The sequence below is a fragment of the Arthrobacter sp. B3I4 genome, assembly GCF_030816855.1.
Taxonomy (GTDB): domain Bacteria; phylum Actinomycetota; class Actinomycetes; order Actinomycetales; family Micrococcaceae; genus Arthrobacter.
In genome coordinates this window covers 3,503,097-3,523,370 of record NZ_JAUSYK010000001.1, presented here as the reverse complement: position 1 = coordinate 3,523,370, position 20,274 = coordinate 3,503,097, and the positions used below count along the sequence as shown (strand labels likewise).

The 20,274-nt window shown below is 63.6% G+C and carries 15 protein-coding genes, 2 rRNA genes, 1 pseudogene and 1 riboswitch; of the genes and pseudogenes, 8 read left to right on the top strand and 10 right to left on the bottom strand.

Annotated elements, in window-relative coordinates; translation table 11 throughout:
- Positions 1-26 precede the first annotated feature (26 nt).
- Positions 27-482, bottom strand: coding sequence for a DUF4383 domain-containing protein (locus QFZ61_RS16520; protein ID WP_307037854.1), 456 nt, complete (start codon positions 480-482; stop codon positions 27-29).
- 455 nt (positions 483-937) lie between these two features.
- Between QFZ61_RS16520 and QFZ61_RS16515 the strand changes: the two genes are divergently transcribed.
- On the top strand, positions 938-1,717 hold the full coding sequence (locus QFZ61_RS16515) for a matrixin family metalloprotease (RefSeq protein WP_307037852.1): 780 nt from the start codon (positions 938-940) through the stop codon (positions 1,715-1,717).
- 9 nt (positions 1,718-1,726) lie between these two features.
- Here QFZ61_RS16515 and QFZ61_RS16510 read toward each other — a convergent pair whose 3' ends face one another.
- Both QFZ61_RS16510 and QFZ61_RS16505 read right to left on the bottom strand, forming a co-directional pair.
- Entirely contained in the window at positions 1,727-2,122 is a 396-nt protein-coding gene (locus QFZ61_RS16510) for a TfoX/Sxy family protein (RefSeq protein ID WP_307037850.1), read from the bottom strand.
- Between the two features lie 70 nt (positions 2,123-2,192).
- Positions 2,193-2,540: a hypothetical protein gene (locus tag QFZ61_RS16505; RefSeq protein WP_307037848.1), complete on the bottom strand. Its 348-nt coding sequence runs from the start codon at positions 2,538-2,540 to the stop codon at positions 2,193-2,195.
- A gap of 484 nt (positions 2,541-3,024) precedes the next feature.
- On the opposite strand from QFZ61_RS16505, the gene QFZ61_RS16500 reads away from it, so the two are divergent.
- Complete coding sequence (locus tag QFZ61_RS16500; RefSeq protein ID WP_307037846.1) at positions 3,025-3,873, top strand: triacylglycerol lipase; 849 nt, start codon at positions 3,025-3,027, stop codon at positions 3,871-3,873.
- A 168-nt stretch (positions 3,874-4,041) separates the two neighbouring features.
- On the opposite strand, the gene QFZ61_RS16495 is transcribed toward QFZ61_RS16500, so the two are convergent.
- Both QFZ61_RS16495 and QFZ61_RS16490 read right to left on the bottom strand, forming a co-directional pair.
- Positions 4,042-4,869: an FAD-dependent monooxygenase gene (locus tag QFZ61_RS16495; protein ID WP_373427213.1), complete on the bottom strand. Its 828-nt coding sequence runs from the start codon at positions 4,867-4,869 to the stop codon at positions 4,042-4,044.
- A gap of 66 nt (positions 4,870-4,935) precedes the next feature.
- Positions 4,936-5,229, bottom strand: coding sequence for an NAD(P)/FAD-dependent oxidoreductase (locus QFZ61_RS16490; protein ID WP_307037843.1), 294 nt, complete (start codon positions 5,227-5,229; stop codon positions 4,936-4,938).
- A 170-nt stretch (positions 5,230-5,399) separates the two neighbouring features.
- On the opposite strand from QFZ61_RS16490, the gene QFZ61_RS16485 reads away from it, so the two are divergent.
- Positions 5,400-6,686 carry an acyltransferase gene (locus tag QFZ61_RS16485; protein ID WP_307037841.1) on the top strand — a complete coding sequence of 429 codons (1,287 nt, stop codon included), beginning with the start codon at positions 5,400-5,402 and terminating at the stop codon, positions 6,684-6,686.
- Between the two features lie 276 nt (positions 6,687-6,962).
- Positions 6,963-7,166, top strand: coding sequence for a cold-shock protein (locus QFZ61_RS16480; protein ID WP_066274236.1), 204 nt, complete (start codon positions 6,963-6,965; stop codon positions 7,164-7,166).
- 115 nt (positions 7,167-7,281) lie between these two features.
- On the opposite strand, the gene QFZ61_RS16475 is transcribed toward QFZ61_RS16480, so the two are convergent.
- The 5 genes from QFZ61_RS16475 to QFZ61_RS16455 all read right to left on the bottom strand — a co-directional run bounded on the left by QFZ61_RS16475 (position 7,282) and on the right by QFZ61_RS16455 (position 12,523).
- The gene (locus tag QFZ61_RS16475; protein WP_307037836.1) at positions 7,282-8,529 is read right to left on the bottom strand and encodes an acyl-CoA dehydrogenase family protein; all 1,248 of its coding nucleotides are present in this window, start codon (positions 8,527-8,529) and stop codon (positions 7,282-7,284) included.
- A 56-nt stretch (positions 8,530-8,585) separates the two neighbouring features.
- Entirely contained in the window at positions 8,586-9,227 is a 642-nt protein-coding gene (locus QFZ61_RS16470; RefSeq protein ID WP_307037834.1) for an AmiS/UreI family transporter, read from the bottom strand.
- A gap of 38 nt (positions 9,228-9,265) precedes the next feature.
- Positions 9,266-9,378, bottom strand: a riboswitch (SAM riboswitch).
- 132 nt (positions 9,379-9,510) lie between these two features.
- The gene (locus QFZ61_RS16465; protein ID WP_307037833.1) at positions 9,511-10,080 is read right to left on the bottom strand and encodes a hypothetical protein; all 570 of its coding nucleotides are present in this window, start codon (positions 10,078-10,080) and stop codon (positions 9,511-9,513) included.
- A gap of 191 nt (positions 10,081-10,271) precedes the next feature.
- Entirely contained in the window at positions 10,272-11,165 is an 894-nt protein-coding gene (locus tag QFZ61_RS16460; protein WP_307037831.1) for an SDR family oxidoreductase, read from the bottom strand.
- A gap of 230 nt (positions 11,166-11,395) precedes the next feature.
- On the bottom strand, positions 11,396-12,523 hold the full coding sequence (locus QFZ61_RS16455; protein ID WP_307037829.1) for a glycosyltransferase: 1,128 nt from the start codon (positions 12,521-12,523) through the stop codon (positions 11,396-11,398).
- A gap of 295 nt (positions 12,524-12,818) precedes the next feature.
- On the opposite strand from QFZ61_RS16455, the pseudogene QFZ61_RS16450 reads away from it, so the two are divergent.
- The 4 genes and pseudogenes from QFZ61_RS16450 to QFZ61_RS16435 all read left to right on the top strand — a co-directional run.
- Positions 12,819-13,829: pseudogene (locus tag QFZ61_RS16450) on the top strand (TerC family protein); the annotation flags it as partial.
- Positions 13,830-14,062: 233 nt separating this feature from the next.
- Complete coding sequence (locus QFZ61_RS16445; protein WP_307037827.1) at positions 14,063-14,461, top strand: helix-turn-helix domain-containing protein; 399 nt, start codon at positions 14,063-14,065, stop codon at positions 14,459-14,461.
- Between the two features lie 544 nt (positions 14,462-15,005).
- Positions 15,006-16,531: ribosomal RNA gene (locus tag QFZ61_RS16440) — 16S ribosomal RNA — on the top strand.
- 554 nt (positions 16,532-17,085) lie between these two features.
- A 23S ribosomal RNA gene (locus QFZ61_RS16435) occupies positions 17,086-20,212 on the top strand.
- Together the 16S and 23S rRNA genes form the textbook arrangement of a ribosomal RNA operon.
- Positions 20,213-20,274 lie beyond the last annotated feature (62 nt).

The following is a 20,274-nucleotide window of genomic DNA, read 5'->3' as shown; positions in this document are numbered from 1 at the left end:
GGTGCTGGCCGGTCCTGGTTCGGGACTTAGGCGCGGGCCTTGGCGCTGGCGCCGCGGGTCAGGAGAACCGCGAGGGCGACCATGCCGAGACCAAGCACCAGGTGGAGGATGTTGTCCAGGCTGTTCAGCGGCACGAAGTCGCCGGCTGAATCTTCGGGGACCACCAGGCCGTACACGAACAGGACCAGGTAGACGATCCCGCCGTAGAGCAGGAACGACTTGGCGCCGGTGGCGGAGCGGGCCAGCAGTAGGCCGGCCGCGCCGAAGAGCAGGTGGACGATGTTGTGCAGCGCCGACACCTGGAACAGGCCCAGCAGCATCGCCTCCGAGTGGTGGCCGGCGAACTGCAGCGACTCGTAGTTGGTGGTGATTCCCGGGACGAAGCCCAGGATGCCGACCAGCAGGAAGACGGCGCCGACGGCGAGGCTGGCCTTCTGCACGATGGTCCGGGAAGCGGTGCGGGCGTGGGTCGTGGTTGTCATGGCTGACTCCTTAGTACGGGTTTGCGGTGAAGGAGCGGCCGATGGTCCGGCCGGTCCCGTTCTTATGCCAGCAATTCGGAGGACACCCAGATGTGGATTGCTCCATCCAGTGGATTTTCCTCCGCGGAACGGGGCGGCCTCGTGGGTGCGGCGCCTTATGCTGGGTCTCGGTTCAGGAACGGCCTTTGGCGTCGAGGGGGACGAAGTTGAATTCAAGTGGGGGGAGCCGGGGCAGTTTCGATCCAAGTCGGAGCCAATGGTCCGGCGGCGAATTGCCGCCCGGGGTGCGCCGTTCGCCGAGCGGGCGCATTCCACAGTGGGCGATTGATGAAGCTCTCGGAAAGCTTCAGGAGCCTGCCCCTTGGAGGTCCGAGCCTGCCACCCCGAAGAAGGGCAGGACAACGCCCCGCTCAGTGCGCCGAAAAGGCGGCTACGGTAGGCGCCGACTGATGGGCATGCCCTTTTCCGCAGTGATCAGCATTGCGGTCGTCGTAGTCCTGTATTTCAGCCCGGCGTTGATTGACCGGTTCGTCGTGGAGCCGTTCCGGCCGTACCTCCCCGGCGCTACCGCGCCCCCGCCTGGGGTTGAGGCGGCAAGGGCGCCCCTCGGGCTGCCGCCGGCAGCCTCCCCGTCCAAGGCGTTTGTCCTGCAGCCCGTTTCCGACCTGTCCCAGCCTTTCGTCGCCTACGATCCATGCCGCCCCATCCACTACGCTGTCAGGCCCGAGAACGCGCCCGCCGGCGGGGAAGAGCTGATCCGGCAGGCCGTGGCGGAGGTTTCAGCGGCAACTGGGCTGCGGTTCGTCAGCGACGGCACGACCGCCGAGGCCCCGGGCGACCAGCGCAAGCCGTACCAGCCAGACCGTTACGGCAACCGCTGGGCACCGGTGCTGATCGCTTGGTCGACGCCGGCGCAGAGCCCGCGTCTCGAGGGCAAAGTAGCGGGCTTCGGCGGCAGCGCCCGGGCCGAGGCTTCCGACCGTCGCTCGGCGTTCATTACCGGGCAGGTGGTGCTTGATGCTCCGGACCTGTCGACAATTATGCAGCGCCCCAATGGGCCGATGCAGGTGCGCGCGATCATCATGCACGAACTGGGCCACGTCGTCGGGCTGGACCATGTCGACGATCCGACGCAGTTGATGAATGCCGAGAACAGCGGGGTCCTGGGTTTTGCCGAAGGGGACCGCGCCGGGCTGGCTGTTCTGGGCGGCGGGCCCTGCATTCCGGAACTTTGACCCTCGCCGCTACTCTTGGCCGGCTTTGGTTTTTGAACCCCTCGGCGGTTTGGGTGCTTTTGGCGGTAGTCCCGCTATGTACTCGAAGGCCTTCTCTACCCAAGCCTTGGCCCGCGCGTCGTCGCCGTCGCCCTCGCCGTTCCAGATCTCCGGCAGTCCGGTGTAGCCGCCCATGGGCCGTTCGGTCGGGCCGAACGGGACAGTGCGCTCGCTGCCCTCAAGCGTCTTCTTGTCCTCCGGGCCCAGCTTGACGCCGATAGTGGGCCCGAACAGGCCGGCGAACATGTTGCCGTTGACGAACGCTCCGAGATTGCCGAACATCGGCTTGACGACGACGTCGGGGTGGTCGGGCATCACCGAGCGGAAGTGTTCCTTGTCGGCGTCGGACGCCTTGGGCATTTCCATTCGTGTTCCTCCGCTCGTATGCCGTGTTGTGGGGGAGACCGGAACGCGCTCCGCCCTCCGCCGTGGCCGCCTACCCTCCGGAGTTCAGGGCGTCGAACTGCTCCTGCCACAGTGACTTTTCACGGTCCGTGTAGCTCCGGTGCGCCGCATTCCACTTGGGCCACATTGTGGATTCCGCTGTGACTCCGGTCGGAGGCGGGGCGGAAGGCCGGATTGAGGGCACCGGTCTGCGGACTTGGGGGCCGCTCCAGGGTGCACCCAGGGCGGCCGCCGGCGGGCTCTTTCCTCCGGCGAGCCGCGGCGGGATGCCCGCCAACGAGAGTGCCAGCCTGAACAGCGTCCAAAGGATGCCGCAAAAGACAAAAGCGGCGAACAGGAATGCAATCAACAGCAGGATCCCGATTGCAGGGAAAATCATCAACATCGGCCCTCCTTACAGCCCGCCCGGCGGCGCGGGGAGAAAGCGGTCGCCAGATGGTCCTGTCAGTTCGACGTGTGCAGCTGGCCCTCTCTCCGGCAGCATCGTACTCGCCCGCCGGACTGACCAACAGTGGGAAGGCGGCCACGTGATGATGAGGGAACGGATCCACGGTGGCGGAGGTCTACCGCAACTCGGCCGCCCGGTTCGGTGATGAACGTTTGTGCACCTGCTGCTGCTGCCTCGGATCAAGATCGGCGTTGCAAACAGCTACTGACCAGTAACAACACCCAGAGATGGGGCCATTGGACCCTTGTGGACCAGCCTCTCAAAGGAGAGGCGATTCCGCGCACGTTTGTGCAGCCACCGCCCTCCGGTCCCGAATCTGCCTAGCATTTTTACACCGCGGCGCAGGCTCGACCGGCCGGAAGGACCGGCAGCCGCGGCTGGTCCCACCCGTTGACACGCGAACAAAGAGGTTGCCATGTCACTGCTCACCAGAACCCTGTCCATCGCGGCCGCCGCCGTCCTCGCAGCATCCCTGGCTGCGGCCCCCGCCCAGGCCGGCACCCTGGACGTGGCCCCGCCCGGAGCCAACGACTGGACCTGCAAACCCTCAGCCGAGCACCCCTACCCGGTGATCCTGGTGCCCGGGACCTTCGAAAGCATGGTGAAGAACTGGTCCACGCTGTCGCCGGTCCTGAAGAGCTCCGGGTACTGCGTATTCGCCCTCAACTACGGCGAGACGAACGGCGTGTACGCCACCGCCCCGGTGGCTAAATCCGCGCAGGAACTGGCCCCCTTCGTGGACGCGGTACGCGCGGCCACCGGCGCCAAGAAAGTGGACCTGGTAGGCCACAGCCAGGGCGGCATGATGCCTCGCTACTACATGGACTTCCTGGGCGGAGCGAAGTATGTCCACCACCTCGTGGGGATCGCGCCGTCCAACCACGGCACAAAAGGAGTGATCGTCCCGCCGCCGGGATTCGTCCCGCCTCCCGACTACACCGCTGCCGGCTGTGCCGCCTGCGCCGACCAGCAGGCCGGGTCGGCGTTCATGCAGCAGCTCAACTCCATCGGCGACACCGTCGCAGGACCGTCCTACACCGTCATATCCACGGTCCACGATGAGGTGGTCATTCCCTACAACAGCCAGTTCCTCAACGGCTCGGCCCGGCAGGTCACCAACATCACCATCCAGGACAAGTGCCCGGCCGACGTCATCGAACATGACCAGGCGCCCAACGACCCGGTGGTGCACCAGCTGGTGACGAACGCCTTGGGCCAGGCCTCCGGCCCCGCCGATCCGGCCTACCAGCCCAGCTGCCTATAGCCGGCTCTAGCCGGCCGAAACCGGACGGCATCGCTGCACACGAGGGCATCCGCTCGTACGAATCTCAAGGTTGCTGTCAGCGGCTGTTGGCGTGCCGTTCGGACGGCCCGGGCCGGGCGTCGTAAACGCTCAACTGGGGGCATCCCTGGCGAAGGGTACCGGCCGGGGCTACTTTGCGATTCTGCCCACGATTTGGCGGGCCACGAGCCGGTCGATGCCCGGCGCATGGCTGGCGCGTATGATCCACCGGCGCAGGAAGCGCTGGGTCCGGTTGGCGGGCAGGAATGACGAGGCGGCGCGCCTCCCGGCGGCCTGGGCCTCCTCGACCACGGGTCTGAATCGCCGCTGGAATTCGGTAAGGGCTGGCACAATCCCCTCGGGCGAGGCCGCGGGCCCAAGGATGTCACCCAGGAGCGCGGCGCCGGCGATGGCGAGCGAGCCGCCCTGGCCCGCGAGGAGCGACACGGCCCCGCAGGCGTCCCCCACGAGAACGGTTCGCCCCTTGTGCCAGTCCGGCATGACAATCTGAGCGACAACGTCGTCGTACGGGTGCTCGGGGCACAGTTCCAGCAGCCGGTCGATGGCCTGTCCGAGTCCGACGAACTCCCGGCGCAGCCGTTCCCGCGTCGTCTCAGACCGCTCGGGCGGTGTTTCACCCGGGTCCTCCCGGTAGACCATGAAGGCCGCCATTTCGTCCGATCGGAGGCTGTAGAGTCCGGCTGTCCGGTGGATGCTGTCGGTGAGGATGAACCGGTTCCGGAACCGCCGGTTCAGGTCCGGTTCCGTCACGATGAACGCCGCGGCCCGCATACCCAGGGGGCGCAGGTACTCCTCTTCGGGGCCGAACACCTCGGTTCGCACGGTGGAGTGGATACCGTCAGCGCCGATGAGGACGTCCGCGGCCAGCGTCACTGCGTGCGCGCCCGCAACGGCGACCCGCACGCCGTCGTCACCGCTTGCTACGTGGGATACCGGCGCCCCGTAGCGGACCCGTATTCGGCCGGGTGGGCACGTCGTCGAGGGCGGCGAGGGACGCCCGCTCCATGTCTGGACGCAGCAGACTCAAGACCTTCCCGCCGGCAAGCCGGGCAAACCGGTCGTAGTCGAGACTCGCCCTGGGGCGTCCTGCCGGATCGACATACTCGGCCGCCTCGACGTGGTACGCCACGGAAGCGAGCCGCGGGTAGAGGCCAATCTTTTCCGCGCCCCCACTCCCGGGCCGAAGAAGTCCATCATGTAACCATCGGGCCGGGGAGTGGCGGACTTCTCTAGGATCTCCACGTCCCAGCCGGCCAGACCAAGTTGGCGGGCCGCAACCAGACCCGCAATGCCCGCGCCCACCACCACAGCCTTCATATCCCGCCTTGGACGCTCGAAACAGCCGGGCCGCAGCACTCTGGCCGGTGCGCAGAAGCCCCAACACCACCCGCTGGCCCATTGTTGACTCCTTCCCCGCGGGCTGTCCAGAGAGTGAGGATTCAGTCTTGCCCCCCACCCGAATGTAACGAACTGGTAACATGGAGCTGATGCCGAAGCAGCCTGGAACCCGAGTCACGCAGCTGGATGGCCTCCGCGGGATCGCCGCCCTGGTGGTGGTCGCCTGCCATCTGCTCTCCGTCTTCCCCGCGATCGGGCGTGTGGTTTCCGACGACCGGTCCGCAGCCCTCAGCAGCGCCGGAATGTGGGCGGTGTTCTCTCCGCTGCACCTGCTCTGGAACGGCACTCCGGCGGTCCATGTGTTCTTTGTGCTGTCTGGTTTTGTCCTTATCCTGCCGTTTACGAAGGCCCGCGCCGGAGGGAACTGGGCGCCGTACTACGCCAAGCGTCTGCTCCGGCTCTACCTGCCGGCGTGGGCGTCCCTGGCCATGGCGGTCGCGCTGATCGCTCTCATTCCGCGCACGGCATCACCGCTGCAGAGCCCGTGGGCGGACATGTACGTGACCACACCGAACACGGGCCAGGTTGCGAAGGACGCGCTGCTGTTCTTGAGCGCGAGCACCATCAATACCCCGCTCTGGACTTTGAAGTGGGAGGTGCTGTTCTCCCTGTTGCTTCCGCTCTACGTTCTGCTCGCGCTCCGCTGGCGGCGGTTCTGGCTCCTCAAACTCGGACTCGTCCTGGGTCTGGCCGGCCTGGGTGCAGTCCAGCACGTGGACTGGCTGATCTACCTGCCGATCTTTGCGGTCGGCGCGATCCTCGGCGTGGAGCGGACCCGGATCCGCGACCTCACCCGGGTCTGGCCGCGGTTCGTCTGGGTGCCCGTCACCGCCGTCGGCCTGGGCCTGGCCAACGCGGAATGGCTTAGCCCTGCGATGCCGGTCAAGGGCGTCGAAGCGCTCGTAACCGTCGGCGCGACACTGCTCGTCCTGGTGTTCCTCCTCACGGCTCAGGCGAAGAAGCTCGGCGACACCGCCGTCGTGCAGTGGCTGGGCCGGATCTCCTTCAGTCTCTACTTGGTGCACCTGCCCATCATTCTGGCCGGCGTCACCCTGCTGCGGTCAGTTTCCCTGCCGCTGGCGCTCGCTGTCTCCGGGGCAGCCTCGTTCGCAGCCGCTGTGTTGTTCTACCGTTTCGTGGAGCGCCCGGCGCAGCGGCTGTCCGTCGCCGCCGGACGGGCTGTCGAGCGTAGGGTCGGTGCTCGTGCGGAGCGCTCGGCGGGACCGGAGGTTGCCCCCACGACGGGCGCGCCGTCGTCGTCCGTCAATGACACCAGCGACGACGGCGGCCCTTCGCGCGACCACTCTTATGGCACGGGGTCGACCACGCGCGAACACGCTGAGCCCCGCCGGCCCCGGCAGGCGGTCTCCCGTTAGGCGTTCCTTGTCTCACGGAACGCCGCGAAGTGCTGAAGCGGTTTGTCGGGCTGGGACGAAACCTGTGGCGCCGTCGTAGTCCGAAAATCGTCGGTGGTAATTCGCCTCGGAAATCTCCTGTAGGGTTGATCCTGTTGTTGTGTTTATGCAGTTCGTAGTTCAGGCAGTACGCGCGGTCGAAAGTCCGCGTTCTTCTGAAGCAGCGGTTTTGAGCACCCCACACTGGAGGACCCGAAAGTCGGGACTTTTCCTCCACCTTCACGAAGGACAAAAATAATGGCTACTGGTACCGTCAAATGGTTTAACGCTGAAAAGGGCTTCGGCTTCATTTCCCCCGATGACTCCTCGCAGGACGTTTTCGCTCACTACTCCGCGATCGCTTCCTCCGGCTTCCGCTCCCTCGAAGAGAACCAGAAGGTCTCCTTCGAAACCGAGCAGGGCCCCAAGGGTCCCCAGGCCGTCAACATCCAGTCCCTCTAATTCTTTAGAGCTTCTGGACCGTTAGGTTTAGAGCAGGGCCCGTCTTCGGACGGGCCCTGCTTTTGTTTAACCCGGGTGTGCTTTCTGGGTCAGCGGCGCAACGCGCTCAGCCCGGCTACTTTGCGCTGGCGGCCTTGGGACCGGCACCAATGGACCAGACGCGCGGCGGAGTGGTGCCGTTCACGGCGTAGTCGCCCACGATCCGGGCCTTGAAGACCCAAGGGTTGTGGCTCGCGGCTGTGCGGGCGTTGCGCCAGTGCCGGTCCAAGTTCTTCTTGGTGCTGGTGCCGGAAGCGGCGAGGGCGTCGAAGATGTCCGAGGTGGCCCGGGTGGCGAGTTCCGTCAGAATGATCTGAGCCTGGGCGGTTTCCAGTTCGGCCAGGTCGTTGAGGCGCTCTTCCTCTTCCAGGTCGCCCAGGAACGCGCCGTCGTACGCTCCCTGCAGCGCCCGGGCGGCTCGCTCCAAGGTGGCTTCAGCCGCGTAGGCCTTGGCCGAGACCTGGCCCACCACCTGCAGGATCTGCGAGTCGGCAGCGAAAGAGTCGGCGTTGCCATGGGAGAAAATCCGGGTCCGGTTGCGGACCTCGACGGCGATCTCCCGCTCGGCGGCCTTGATGCTTCCGGCCAGCACGGCCAAGAGCACGGCCTGGTAGAACGCCGTCTGGTACTTGAAGCGGGTGTCGAAATCGATGACGTTCCCGGCCTCAACAGCGGCGTCCGTGAACGTGCTGGTGCCCGATCCGGTTGTGCGCTGCCCGAAGCCGTCCCAGTCGTCCGAGTGTGTGACGCCCGGCTGGTGGGCATTGACGACGGCGATCACCTTGACATTGTTGTCGGTGCGCTGGGCGAACGTGTCGATCCAGTCCGCGAAGATGCTGCCCGTGGAGTAGTACTTCGTGCCGCTGATCCGGAATCCGCCGGTGCTGCTGCCGGGATCGGGGCTGACCTTGGTGATCACGTCGCCGATCTTGACGGTGCCCACCTCGGTCCACGAGTTGCCCGCGATCTCGCCTTTGACGAAGCGTTCCAGCCACACGGCACGCTGGGCTCCGGTGGAGACCAGCCGGTCCTCGACGAAGGCGAAGTGCCCCCGCAGGGCCTGCGGGATGTTGGAATCGGCGGCCGCGAGTTCGGTGAGCAGGCGGAAGAGCTGCGGCAGGGACGCTCCGAACCCGCCGTCGGCCACGGGAACGCGGAGGGCGCCGAAGCCTGCCGCGGTGAGTTCCTTGATTTCGGCAAACGGCAGCTGGTGGTCCTGCTCGCGGGCGCTGGCCCCTTCGGCGATGCGGGCGAAGATGGGACGGAACAGGTTGGCGAGGGTCTGGTAGTCGGCTTCGGGGACGGCGGTGGTCACTGATGACATGGAGTTGCCTTTCGTTGGTGCTGGAGGGTGTTGGAGGGTGTTGGGTGGAGCCGTGGCTACGCTGGAACGGGTTCGATGGCGGCTGGGGCGGTCTCGGCGTCCGCGGCGGTCCGCGAACCGGCGGACCGGCTGAGGACCAGGGCCGCAGTGAACGCGGCGGCGATGACGACGGCGGCGGCCACCGCCGGGAGCCACCCGGCCGGCCACGCGCCGGAAAGCCCCAGCAGGGCCGGTACCGTCGTCGTGAGTTGGCCGGTAAGCAGGACCGCCCAGCCGGTGAACGCCGAGAGCGAGGACCTTCCGCCGGCCAGGATCAGGAAGAACAGGAACCACAGGACCGCCCAGCTCAGCCAGAGCACCGACAAGAAGGGATCTGTGCCGAAGTTGGCAGCGGAGTAAAAGACGGCCAGCACGGCAACCAGGGCGCAGAACCAGCCCACCCCGGCCGACTCCAGGCTGAGCACGGCGTTCAGCCCGACGTAGAGGTAGGTGATGCCGAAAAGCACGATGCCAGCAGCTCCCAGCAGGAGGCCGCCGTCGCCGCCGGCGGCAGCAGCGAGGAACACGGCCAGCAGCAGCTGCAACAGGCCGATGACGATGTTGAAGACGCCGCTGTCCCGGGCCGGGATACGGCCCAGAAGGCCCAGGCCGTTGATCAGGAGAGCGGCTCCGGAAAGGATCAGGCAGATATATGACATGGAAAATTCCGTCCACGAGGACGCCCCGCTTAGGCGGGGCTCGATACTTGCCGCAGCGCTTGTGCGTGCGGCCGGATCTTCACCTGGGGCACCCCGCCACGAAGAGGGTTGCCGTCCAACAAGCCAGGGCTCAATGTTGGAACTCTTGATCTGTACCTAGGACACTAGGGGCGCCGAGCGTCGGACGACAAGGAAATTGACGCCGTATGAAGCCGGGCCGTCAATCGGCCGCCGGAAGCACGCCCAGAGTCCAGCTGTAGTCTTCGGCGTGGGAGTCCGGGCGTCAGCCCCGCCGCACCTCGGTGGACCCGTGTTCCACCGGGAGCGCCGGGGCGACGGAATTCCGCGTTGAGAGTTGCCGCTTGATCTGCTCAAGCTCCACCTGCAACTGGTCAACCGTGGCCCGGTATTTGTCGAACGCGGCCGCCCGGCGCCTGGCCATGGCGAAATTGATGCCGGCGGCGAGCACGGCCAGCGGGAATGACACCAGCAGGGCCCACCCGGACACGGTAAGGAAGTCCAGGGCTATGGGAAGCGCGTGCTGGAACGCGAAGAAGTCGTTCACTCCGCCGACCACCCCGCTCAGAGCCGAATCCAGGGGACCCAGGTACTTCCCGACGATTGGCGTCCCGGCAAGCGACGGTGTGCTCAGCGGCGGTTGAGCCCCCACAGACCAGCGCGGGTCAGTGAAATGGTTCAGGACGTAAATGCCGGCAGCGGTGTTGATCGCGGCGAAGAGCAGGACGGAACCCAGCGCAGTCCAGTGAAGCCGCCGCGGACGCCAGAGGCCGGCTGCAACCGCGAAGACGGCGGCTGCCACCCAGGCAAAGAGGCGCAGTTGGTCGCGGCTCATGCCGCTGAGTAGGTCCAAGGAAATTCCCGCCTCTTACACTTGAAGTCGATGCCCGTTCAGGTCCGGAGCGAGCCTATCGCAGCAGGGATGTCGCGGCAGCGCCGTCGTCGTCCTCACCAGCTTGCCCGAAGATGTCGATGGCCCCTCCCGGATAATCGGAAGGGGCCACTGGGTGCACGAACGCTGGCGCGTTACGGCGTCGGCATGCCGCCGTTGACGTTCAGCGTCTCGCCAATTACGTAGCTGGACTCGGACGACGCGAGGAACACGTACGCCGGGGCGAGTTCGGCCGGCTGCCCGGCGCGGCCCAGCGGGGTTTCCTTGCCGAACTCCGGCAGGTCCTCGGTGGGCTGGCCGCCGCTGGGCTGCAGCGGGGTCCAGATCGGGCCGGGGGCCACTGCGTTGACGCGGATGCCCTTGGGGGCCAACTGCTGGGCCAGACCCTTGGTGAAGTTGTTGATCGCGCCCTTGGTGGAGGCGTAATCCACCAGCGTCTCCGACGGGCTGTACGCCTGGATGGAGGTGGTGTTGATGATCGCGGACCCGGCCGGCAGGTGCGGCAGGGCTTCCTTGGTCAGCCAAAACATCGCGTAGACGTTGGTCTTGTACGTGTGGTCGAACTGGACGTCCTCAATGTCGGCGAGGGCCTTCTGCGCGACCTGTTTGCCGGCATTGTTGACCAAGATGTCGAGGCCGCCGAGTTCGCGCACCGCGGTCTCCACGAGCTCACGGCACATGGCCGAATCCTTGAGATCGCCGGGGACCTTGACGGCTTTGCGGCCCGCCTTCTCGATCAGGTTGGCGATCCGGGTGGCATCCTCTTCCTCCTCCGGCAGGTAGGACATCACGACGTCGGCACCCTCCCGGGCGAACGCGATCGCCGTTGCGGCGCCGATCCCGGAGTCCGCGCCGGTGATAAGCGCCTTGCGGCCCTCGAGCCGGCCGGTGCCGCGGTAGCTGTCCTCGCCGAGGTCCGCTTTGGGTGTCATCTTGGCGTCCAGGCCGGGTTCCGGCTGGCTCTGCTCGGGCGGTTCGATCTGCTCGTAGGCGGTGACGGGGTTCCTGAACGTGTACTGGTCAGTCATGGTTCTCCTCCGGATGGTTGCGTTCGGCCCGGGCTTTCCTCCTGCACAGGGATGGCCTGTTCAAAACAATCGGGGGCCGGCGGCGGGTGGATCGTCCAACACGCTAAGCATGCTTAGTATTCACCCTAGTCCCGGCGGGGGAGGGGGCGCAACGGGGAAGGGGCAACAGGCCTTGCTGCTAAAGCGGGACATGTTGTTCAGCCGGACCTGCTGTTAGCGGAACCTGCTGTTTAGCGGGACCTGCCGGCAACGTCGGCCAGAACCTGCGCGCCGCTCCGGGCGCCGGCGCTGTTGCGCAGGCGGGTGCCGATCTCCGCCGCTGCTCTCGCGCAGCTTTCCGAGTCGAGGAGCTCCGAAAGTTTGTTGCCGATTTCCCCGGGCGACGACTTGCGGCTGAGGAGCACCCCGGCCCCGGCATCACGTATGACCTTGCCGACCAGCGGCTGGTCCATCAGGGGGTGCATCGGCAGGATCATCATCGGCAGCCCGTGCGCCAGCGCGCGCATAGCGGTGGCGTGGCCGCCGTGCCCGATCACAGCGTCGCAGTCAGGCATGATCTCCGTGTGCTCGATGTAGCGGTGCACCGTGGCGTTCGCGGGCGCGGAGAGGCTGGCGGGATCCACCGCGGGCCCGGTCGTCATCACGAGATCCACTGTCAACACCGATGCGGCGTCGAGAATCTTCTGCAGCACCTGTTGCTGCCCGGGGAACGCCGTCGTGCTCAAGCTCGCCAGGACCCGCGGGCGCCCGGCGCGCCGTGTTCCGGTGTTCCCGGAGGTGACCTCATCGACGACAGCGCCGGACCAGACCACCCTTTCTCCAGGTCCACCGGGCGCACGGCCGGCCGGATCCAGCAGCGGGTCCGCGCAGACCAGCACCCGCTCCGCGTGCCCTATCGCCCGCCGGGGAGGCAGTTTCTTGAACGCGAGAGCGGCGCCCATCGGGCCCCGCCGGAACGGCCCGTCGAAGAACGCGAAGAAGCTGTGGACCAGCACCACGTGCGGCAGGCCGGCCTTGGCTGCCGCATCGATTGCGCCCATGAGCAAGCAATCGACGACGGCGACGTCGGGTGGTTCGCGCCGCGCCTCCTCCAGAAGGTCCCGTCCGATGCCCGGGTCGCCGAACACGTTCAGCATGGCCGCAAACTGCCGGTGCGCCGGTGCGGAAACGGCAGGGGAGAGCGGGGCTGCGTGCCGGTAGGGAATGAACTCCGCACCGGCTGACTCCACGGCCGCCGCCTGCTGGGCGTGGCCAAGGAAACGGACCCGGTGGCCCTGCCTTAGCAGCTCCCGGCCGATGCCCAGTGCCGGCGGAAGGTTGCCGCCGGCGTCCAGTGTTGCGAAAAGGAAATCCGACATCGTGGCCTCCTTCAACCGCGCCGCTTCGTGCCGACTGGTAGCAAAATTTTAGTCCTCACACCTTCGCCCGGATAGCGTGTAGGCGAGACGCGAACGGTGCCAGGGGCGGCTCCTTGCGGCGGCCACCCCTTGCCGCCAATAGGTGAAATGTGCTTCACTTATTACGTGGAGGGGAGTATCCCCGGAAATGTTCCGTCGTCAGTACGGCCGCCCCTGAGCGGTCCGGCGGGACAGGCCCTATGCGGCCGGGAGAGACCTCCAGTTGGTATTGACTGACTGGAAGCGAGTGCTCCTCATGCATGTTCCTCTTTGGGCCTGGTTGGCCGTCATTGGTGTGATCGTCCTCATGCTTGCCGTGGACCTGTTCGCACACCGCAAAGCCCACGTAATCGGCGTCCGCGAAGCCGCGCTGTGGTCGGCCGTCTGGGTCGCGTTCGGCGTCGGCTTCGGCGTCGTTGTCTGGCAGCTGTATGGGTCCGAATTCGGCCAGCAGTACTTTGCCGGCTACCTGATCGAAAAGTCCCTGGCCGTGGACAACGTGTTCATTTGGGCGATCATCTTCACGTACTTTGGCGTACCCCGCGAGTACCAGCACCGCGTGCTGTTCTTCGGCGTCCTCGGCGCGTTGGTCTTCCGCGGCATCTTCATCGCCGCGGGCTCCGCCATCATCGCCAGCGCCGGGTGGGTGCTTTACCTCTTCGCGGCGTTCCTGCTCTTCACCGGCTACAAGATGATCCGCCAGCGCAACGAGCACCCCGACCCGGAAAAGTCGCGGGCGCTCAAGCTCTTCCGCCGGTACGTGCCGATGACCGACAAGTTCCACGGACAGAAGTTCATGATCCGCAAGAACGGTCTGGTGCTGGCGACCCCGCTGCTGGCCGTCCTGGTGCTGGTTGAGGTCACCGACATCATTTTCGCCGTCGACTCCATCCCGGCCATCTTCGCCGTCACCGACGAGGTGTTCCTGGTCTTCACCGCCAACGCCTTCGCGATCCTGGGGCTCCGGGCCATGTACTTCCTGCTGGCCGACCTGATGCACCGGTTCATCTACCTCAAGGTCGGCCTGGCCCTGGTCCTGGTCTGGGTCGGCATCAAGATGGCCCTCAAGATCGATATCTTCTACATCCCCACCCCGCTGTCCCTGGCCGTCATCGCCACCATCCTAGGCGTGTCGATCGGCGCGAGCCTCTGGGCCACCCGGGGCCAGGAGCGCAAGGCTTCTGTAGCGCCGGCGCACGCACCATTCGGCACCGCGTCACCGGCGGAACTCGCTGAGCTGGAACCGCTGTGGCGGCGCGGGCGCCATGCGGAGGCGACTACGACGGCGGCGGCTGCGGAGGGCGCTGCGGAGGGCGCCCAGGCGGGCGACCATCACACCGGTGGGGCGGGCGCCCGGGCTGCGGCGGGAGCGAGGCAGACGGAGGGCGCCCAGGACGCCGCTGCGAAATCCGACGTCGATCGCCACGCCCCGGTGACCGCCGACGTCGACCCTCACACGATGAGCGCCGACCCGCACGCACCGACCAGAGGCGGCAGCGCATGACGAGTGCCGTCCCGGCTGCCGGCGCAGCCGGGACGGCCGGCCCGTCCTGGACGTTCCTTACGAACCACGGGCACGTCTTGCTGGCAGTGGCGGCAGACCCGGAAGCCCGGGTTGCTGATCTCGCTGCCCGGGTCGGGATCACGCCACGCTCCGTCCTCCAGATCCTTAAGGACCTAGAAGACGGAGGCTACCTGCACCGTAGGCACGAAGGCCGGCGTACGCGTTACGCCCTTGAGCCGCACCAGCACTTCCGGCACCCCGCCGTAGCAAGCCGGGAAATCGATGGGCTGATCGGCCTGTTCGCTGCCCCGACTGCTGCAGCTGGGGAGGATCCGGAGGAGAGACAGGAGAAAGCGGGGGAGGGCTCCACCACCTCCAGGTCTGGCGAGGCCTAAGCCAGTGACCTACTTCATAGCAGCCAAACGACGGCCGCCCCGCCCGGTGGCGGCCGTCGGAGCGGCCCAGGTCCGCGCCGCTTCGGGGAATTTGGAGCCCGGAGCCCCCTGCCGGGCCGATTTGTGTGGGCGGGGGTTCGTGTGTAAAGTTGTTCGAGTCGCCGCCGCTGAAGCGGAAAGATAGCGACCGACCCCCTCTTTGAATGGCCTGAAAATGGTGCGGATTTCTGCGCCGGTTTTTGGGTGGGGACCCTTTCGATGCTTTGGAATTCGGCGAATACGCCGGTTTGCAAAGCGGTTCGGACTCGGGTAAGTTTGAAAAGTTGCTCCGGAGCGATCCACGGCTGAGGTTGTGGTGGTGCCGGGTGTGTCTGTTGTTTGAGAACTCAATAGTGTGCCAAGTTTGTTGATACCAATTGTTTTATTGATTGGTTGTTTTGGCTGTGTTGTCCATCCCGTGGATGGCATGGTTTTTACAGCTGGTTTCAAATTTTGTGCAGTCTGGTTCCGCGTTTTCCCGTGGTTCTTTGGTTGTGTCTGTTCTTCAACGGAGAGTTTGATCCTGGCTCAGGATGAACGCTGGCGGCGTGCTTAACACATGCAAGTCGAACGATGATCCGGTGCTTGCACCGGGGATTAGTGGCGAACGGGTGAGTAACACGTGAGTAACCTGCCCTTAACTCTGGGATAAGCCTGGGAAACTGGGTCTAATACCGGATATGACTCCTCATCGCATGGTGGGGGGTGGAAAGCTTTTTGTGGTTTTGGATGGACTCGCGGCCTATCAGCTTGTTGGTGAGGTAATGGCTCACCAAGGCGACGACGGGTAGCCGGCCTGAGAGGGTGACCGGCCACACTGGGACTGAGACACGGCCCAGACTCCTACGGGAGGCAGCAGTGGGGAATATTGCACAATGGGCGCAAGCCTGATGCAGCGACGCCGCGTGAGGGATGACGGCCTTCGGGTTGTAAACCTCTTTCAGTAGGGAAGAAGCGAAAGTGACGGTACCTGCAGAAGAAGCGCCGGCTAACTACGTGCCAGCAGCCGCGGTAATACGTAGGGCGCAAGCGTTATCCGGAATTATTGGGCGTAAAGAGCTCGTAGGCGGTTTGTCGCGTCTGCCGTGAAAGTCCGGGGCTCAACTCCGGATCTGCGGTGGGTACGGGCAGACTAGAGTGATGTAGGGGAGACTGGAATTCCTGGTGTAGCGGTGAAATGCGCAGATATCAGGAGGAACACCGATGGCGAAGGCAGGTCTCTGGGCATTAACTGACGCTGAGGAGCGAAAGCATGGGGAGCGAACAGGATTAGATACCCTGGTAGTCCATGCCGTAAACGTTGGGCACTAGGTGTGGGGGACATTCCACGTTTTCCGCGCCGTAGCTAACGCATTAAGTGCCCCGCCTGGGGAGTACGGCCGCAAGGCTAAAACTCAAAGGAATTGACGGGGGCCCGCACAAGCGGCGGAGCATGCGGATTAATTCGATGCAACGCGAAGAACCTTACCAAGGCTTGACATGGGCCGGACCGGGCTGGAAACAGTCCTTCCCCTTTGGGGCCGGTTCACAGGTGGTGCATGGTTGTCGTCAGCTCGTGTCGTGAGATGTTGGGTTAAGTCCCGCAACGAGCGCAACCCTCGTTCCATGTTGCCAGCGCGTAATGGCGGGGACTCATGGGAGACTGCCGGGGTCAACTCGGAGGAAGGTGGGGACGACGTCAAATCATCATGCCCCTTATGTCTTGGGCTTCACGCATGCTACAATGGCCGGTACAAAGGGTTGCGATACTGTGAGGTGGAGCTAATCCCAAAAAGCCGGTCTCAGTTCGGATTGGGGTCTGCAACTCGACCCCATGAAGTCGGAGTCGCTAGTAATCGCAGATCAGCAACGCTGCGGTGAATACGTTCCCGGGCCTTGTACACACCGCCCGTCAAGTCACGAAAGTTGGTAACACCCGAAGCCGGTGGCCTAACCCCTTGTGGGAGGGAGCTGTCGAAGGTGGGACTGGCGATTGGGACTAAGTCGTAACAAGGTAGCCGTACCGGAAGGTGCGGCTGGATCACCTCCTTTCTAAGGAGCACCTACAACAACCCCGCCGGGCCTGTGTGCCTGTGTGGTGGTGTTGTCAGGAGTACGCCCGTTGCGCAGACGAAAGTTCTGCGGCGGGTGCTCACGGGTGGAATATCAGCAAATAGCGGCCGCCGGTTTTTCTGCCGGCACCCAGTACGGACATTGTCGTTCCCTTCGGGGTTCGGGTGTCCTGGAACGGTGCGGACGGGGATGGGGCGGTTTCGTGTTTGGCACACTGTTGGGTCCTGAGACAACAGGACCATGGCCCGGGCGTTCTTCCTCTTTTGCGGGGGGTGGGGGTGCGGGGTGTGGGGCTTGTGTGTTTCTGGTTTCCCGGCTGCAGCGAGCATGCACTGTGATGGGCCCCTTTTGCGGGGGTTCTGGTGTGTGGGGTGTGTGGTCTGGGGTTGTTGTTTGAGAACTACATAGTGGACGCGAGCATCTTTTATAAGAAGCAATTTCCAAGAATATGAACCTGGATCTGTCGTTTCTGTCCTTTGGGGCGGGGCGGTGGTTTTCATGGTTCTCTCGAAAATTACTGATTGATCTTTTGTGGTCAAGTTTTTAAGAGCACACGGTGGATGCCTTGGCATTAGGAGCCGAAGAAGGACGTAGGAATCTGCGATAAGCCTGGGGGAGTCGATAACCGGACTGTGATCCCAGGGTGTCCGAATGGGGAAACCCCGCCAGGCGCGCGAGTGACCTGGTGACCCGCATCTGAACACATAGGGTGCGTGGAGGGAACGCGGGGAAGTGAAACATCTCAGTACCCGCAGGAAGAGAAAACAATAGTGATTCCGTTAGTAGTGGCGAGCGAACGCGGATCAGGCTAAACCGTTCCATGTGTGATAGCCGGCGGGCGTTGCATGGTCGGGGTTGTGGGACTTTCCGTTCTGTCTCTGCCGGGACAGTGGGGTGTGTTGCATGGGCATAGGTGAACGGTCTTGAAAGGCCGGCCAGAGAGGGTGTGAGCCCCGTAACCGAAATGTTGTCATGCCGCCCGGAGAGTATCCCAAGTAGCACGGGGCCCGAGAAATCCCGTGTGAATCTGTCAGGACCACCTGATAAGCCTAAATACTCCCTAATGACCGATAGCGGACCAGTACCGTGAGGGAAAGGTGAAAAGTACCCCGGGAGGGGAGTGAAACAGTACCTGAAACCGTGTGCTTACAATCCGTCGGAGCAGCCTTGTAGTTGTGACGGCGTGCCTTTTGAAGAATGAGCCTGCGAGTTAGTGTTACGTCGCGAGGTTAACCCGTGTGGGGAAGCCGTAGCGAAAGCGAGTCTGAACAGGGCGTTGCAGTGGCGTGATCTAGACCCGAAGCGAAGTGATCTACCCATGGCCAGGTTGAAGCGACGGTAAGACGTCGTGGAGGACCGAACCCACTTCAGTTGAAAATGGAGGGGATGAGCTGTGGGTAGGGGTGAAAGGCCAATCAAACTTCGTGATAGCTGGTTCTCCCCGAAATGCATTTAGGTGCAGCGTTGCGTGTTTCTTACCGGAGGTAGAGCTACTGGATGGCTAATGGGCCCTACAAGGTTACTGACGTCAGCCAAACTCCGAATGCCGGTAAGTGAGAGCGCAGCAGTGAGACTGTGGGGGATAAGCTTCATAGTCGAGAGGGAAACAGCCCAGACCACCAACTAAGGCCCCTAAGCGTGTGCTAAGTGGGAAAGGATGTGGAGTTGCGAAGACAACCAGGAGGTTGGCTTAGAAGCAGCCATCCTTAAAAGAGTGCGTAATAGCTCACTGGTCAAGTGATTCCGCGCCGACAATGTAGCGGGGCTCAAGTACACCGCCGAAGTTGTGGCATTCAGATTTTTGCTAAGCCCTTGTGGTTCAGGCGTCTGGATGGGTAGGGGAGCGTCGTGTGGGCAGTGAAGTCGCGGTGTAAACCAGCGGTGGAGCCTACACGAGTGAGAATGCAGGCATGAGTAGCGAAAGACGGGTGAGAAACCCGTCCGCCGAATGATCAAGGGTTCCAGGGTCAAGCTAATCTGCCCTGGGTAAGTCGGGACCTAAGGCGAGGCCGACAGGCGTAGTCGATGGACAACGGGTTGATATTCCCGTACCGGCGAAAAACCGCCCATGCTGAACAGGGGATACTAACCGCCCGAGACCTGCCCTTTTCACCCTTGTGGTGTGAGGGTTTTGGTGGAGCGCGGGACCTGATCCTGGGAGGCAAGCGTATTAACAGGTGTGACGCAGGAAGGTAGCCGGGCCGGGCGATGGTTGCCCCGGTCTAAGGATGTAGGGCGAACGGTAGGCAAATCCGCCGTTCATGATGCCTGAGACCCGATGGGACCCCCGTATGGGGGGATCCGGTGATCCTATGCTGCCGAGAAAAGCATCGACGCGAGGTTTTAGCCGCCCGTACCCCAAACCGACACAGGTGATCAGGTAGAGAATACTAAGGCGATCGAGAGAATTATGGTTAAGGAACTCGGCAAAATGCCCCCGTAACTTCGGGAGAAGGGGGGCCCCTATCGTGATGGACACTAGCTGTCCGGAGCGTGGCGGGGCCGCAGAGACCAGGGGGAAGCGACTGTTTACTAAAAACACAGGTCCGTGCGAAGTCGCAAGACGATGTATACGGACTGACTCCTGCCCGGTGCTGGAAGGTTAAGAGGACCGGTTAGCCGCAAGGCGAAGCTGAGAATTTAAGCCCCAGTAAACGGCGGTGGTAACTATAACCATCCTAAGGTAGCGAAATTCCTTGTCGGGTAAGTTCCGACCTGCACGAATGGAGTAACGACTTCCCCGCTGTCTCAACCATAAACTCGGCGAAATTGCAGTACGAGTAAAGATGCTCGTTACGCGCAGCAGGACGGAAAGACCCCGAGACCTTTACTATAGTTTGGTATTGGTGTTCGGAGTGGCTTGTGTAGGATAGGTGGGAGACGTTGAAGCCCGGACGCCAGTCCGGGTGGAGTCATCGTTGAAATACCACTCTGGTCACTTTGGACATCTAACTTCGGCCCGTAATCCGGGTCAGGGACAGTGCCTGATGGGTAGTTTAACTGGGGCGGTTGCCTCCTAAAAAGTAACGGAGGCGCCCAAAGGTTCCCTCAGCCTGGTTGGCAATCAGGTGTCGAGTGTAAGTGCACAAGGGAGCTTGACTGTGAGAGAGACATCTCGAGCAGGGACGAAAGTCGGGACTAGTGATCCGGCGGTACATTGTGGAATGGCCGTCGCTCAACGGATAAAAGGTACCTCGGGGATAACAGGCTGATCTTGCCCAAGAGTCCATATCGACGGCATGGTTTGGCACCTCGATGTCGGCTCGTCGCATCCTGGGGCTGGAGTAGGTCCCAAGGGTTGGGCTGTTCGCCCATTAAAGCGGTACGCGAGCTGGGTTTAGAACGTCGTGAGACAGTTCGGTCCCTATCCGCTGCGCGCGCAGGAAATTTGAGAAGGGCTGTCCTTAGTACGAGAGGACCGGGACGGACGAACCTCTGGTGTGTCAGTTGTACTGCCAAGTGCACCGCTGATTAGCTACGTTCGGATGGGATAACCGCTGAAAGCATCTAAGCGGGAAGCTCGCTTCAAGATGAGATTTCCATACACCTCGTGTGTGAGAGGCCCCCAGCCAGACCACTGGGTTGATAGGCCGGATGTGGAAGCGAGGACTAACGACTCGTGAAGCTGACCGGTACTAATAGGCCGATAACTTACACCACACACCCCACCTTCGTGAACGGATTCAAAAGACGTTCACACCACGAAGGAGGGGGAAAGAGAC

What these genes read in the sequence shown, in the direction of transcription:
- QFZ61_RS16520 (WP_307037854.1), bottom strand. Translation starts at nt 482, where the DNA reads ATGACAACCACGACCCACGCCCGCACCGCTTCCCGGACCATCGTGCAG.
- QFZ61_RS16515 (WP_307037852.1), top strand. Translation starts at nt 938, where the DNA reads ATGCCCTTTTCCGCAGTGATCAGCATTGCGGTCGTCGTAGTCCTGTAT.
- QFZ61_RS16510 (WP_307037850.1), bottom strand. Translation starts at nt 2,122, where the DNA reads ATGGAAATGCCCAAGGCGTCCGACGCCGACAAGGAACACTTCCGCTCG.
- QFZ61_RS16505 (WP_307037848.1), bottom strand. Translation starts at nt 2,540, where the DNA reads ATGATTTTCCCTGCAATCGGGATCCTGCTGTTGATTGCATTCCTGTTC.
- QFZ61_RS16500 (WP_307037846.1), top strand. Translation starts at nt 3,025, where the DNA reads ATGTCACTGCTCACCAGAACCCTGTCCATCGCGGCCGCCGCCGTCCTC.
- QFZ61_RS16490 (WP_307037843.1), bottom strand. Translation starts at nt 5,229, where the DNA reads ATGAAGGCTGTGGTGGTGGGCGCGGGCATTGCGGGTCTGGTTGCGGCC.
- QFZ61_RS16485 (WP_307037841.1), top strand. Translation starts at nt 5,400, where the DNA reads ATGCCGAAGCAGCCTGGAACCCGAGTCACGCAGCTGGATGGCCTCCGC.
- QFZ61_RS16480 (WP_066274236.1), top strand. Translation starts at nt 6,963, where the DNA reads ATGGCTACTGGTACCGTCAAATGGTTTAACGCTGAAAAGGGCTTCGGC.
- QFZ61_RS16475 (WP_307037836.1), bottom strand. Translation starts at nt 8,529, where the DNA reads ATGTCATCAGTGACCACCGCCGTCCCCGAAGCCGACTACCAGACCCTC.
- QFZ61_RS16470 (WP_307037834.1), bottom strand. Translation starts at nt 9,227, where the DNA reads ATGTCATATATCTGCCTGATCCTTTCCGGAGCCGCTCTCCTGATCAAC.
- QFZ61_RS16465 (WP_307037833.1), bottom strand. Translation starts at nt 10,080, where the DNA reads ATGAGCCGCGACCAACTGCGCCTCTTTGCCTGGGTGGCAGCCGCCGTC.
- QFZ61_RS16460 (WP_307037831.1), bottom strand. Translation starts at nt 11,165, where the DNA reads ATGACTGACCAGTACACGTTCAGGAACCCCGTCACCGCCTACGAGCAG.
- QFZ61_RS16455 (WP_307037829.1), bottom strand. Translation starts at nt 12,523, where the DNA reads ATGTCGGATTTCCTTTTCGCAACACTGGACGCCGGCGGCAACCTTCCG.
- QFZ61_RS16445 (WP_307037827.1), top strand. Translation starts at nt 14,063, where the DNA reads ATGACGAGTGCCGTCCCGGCTGCCGGCGCAGCCGGGACGGCCGGCCCG.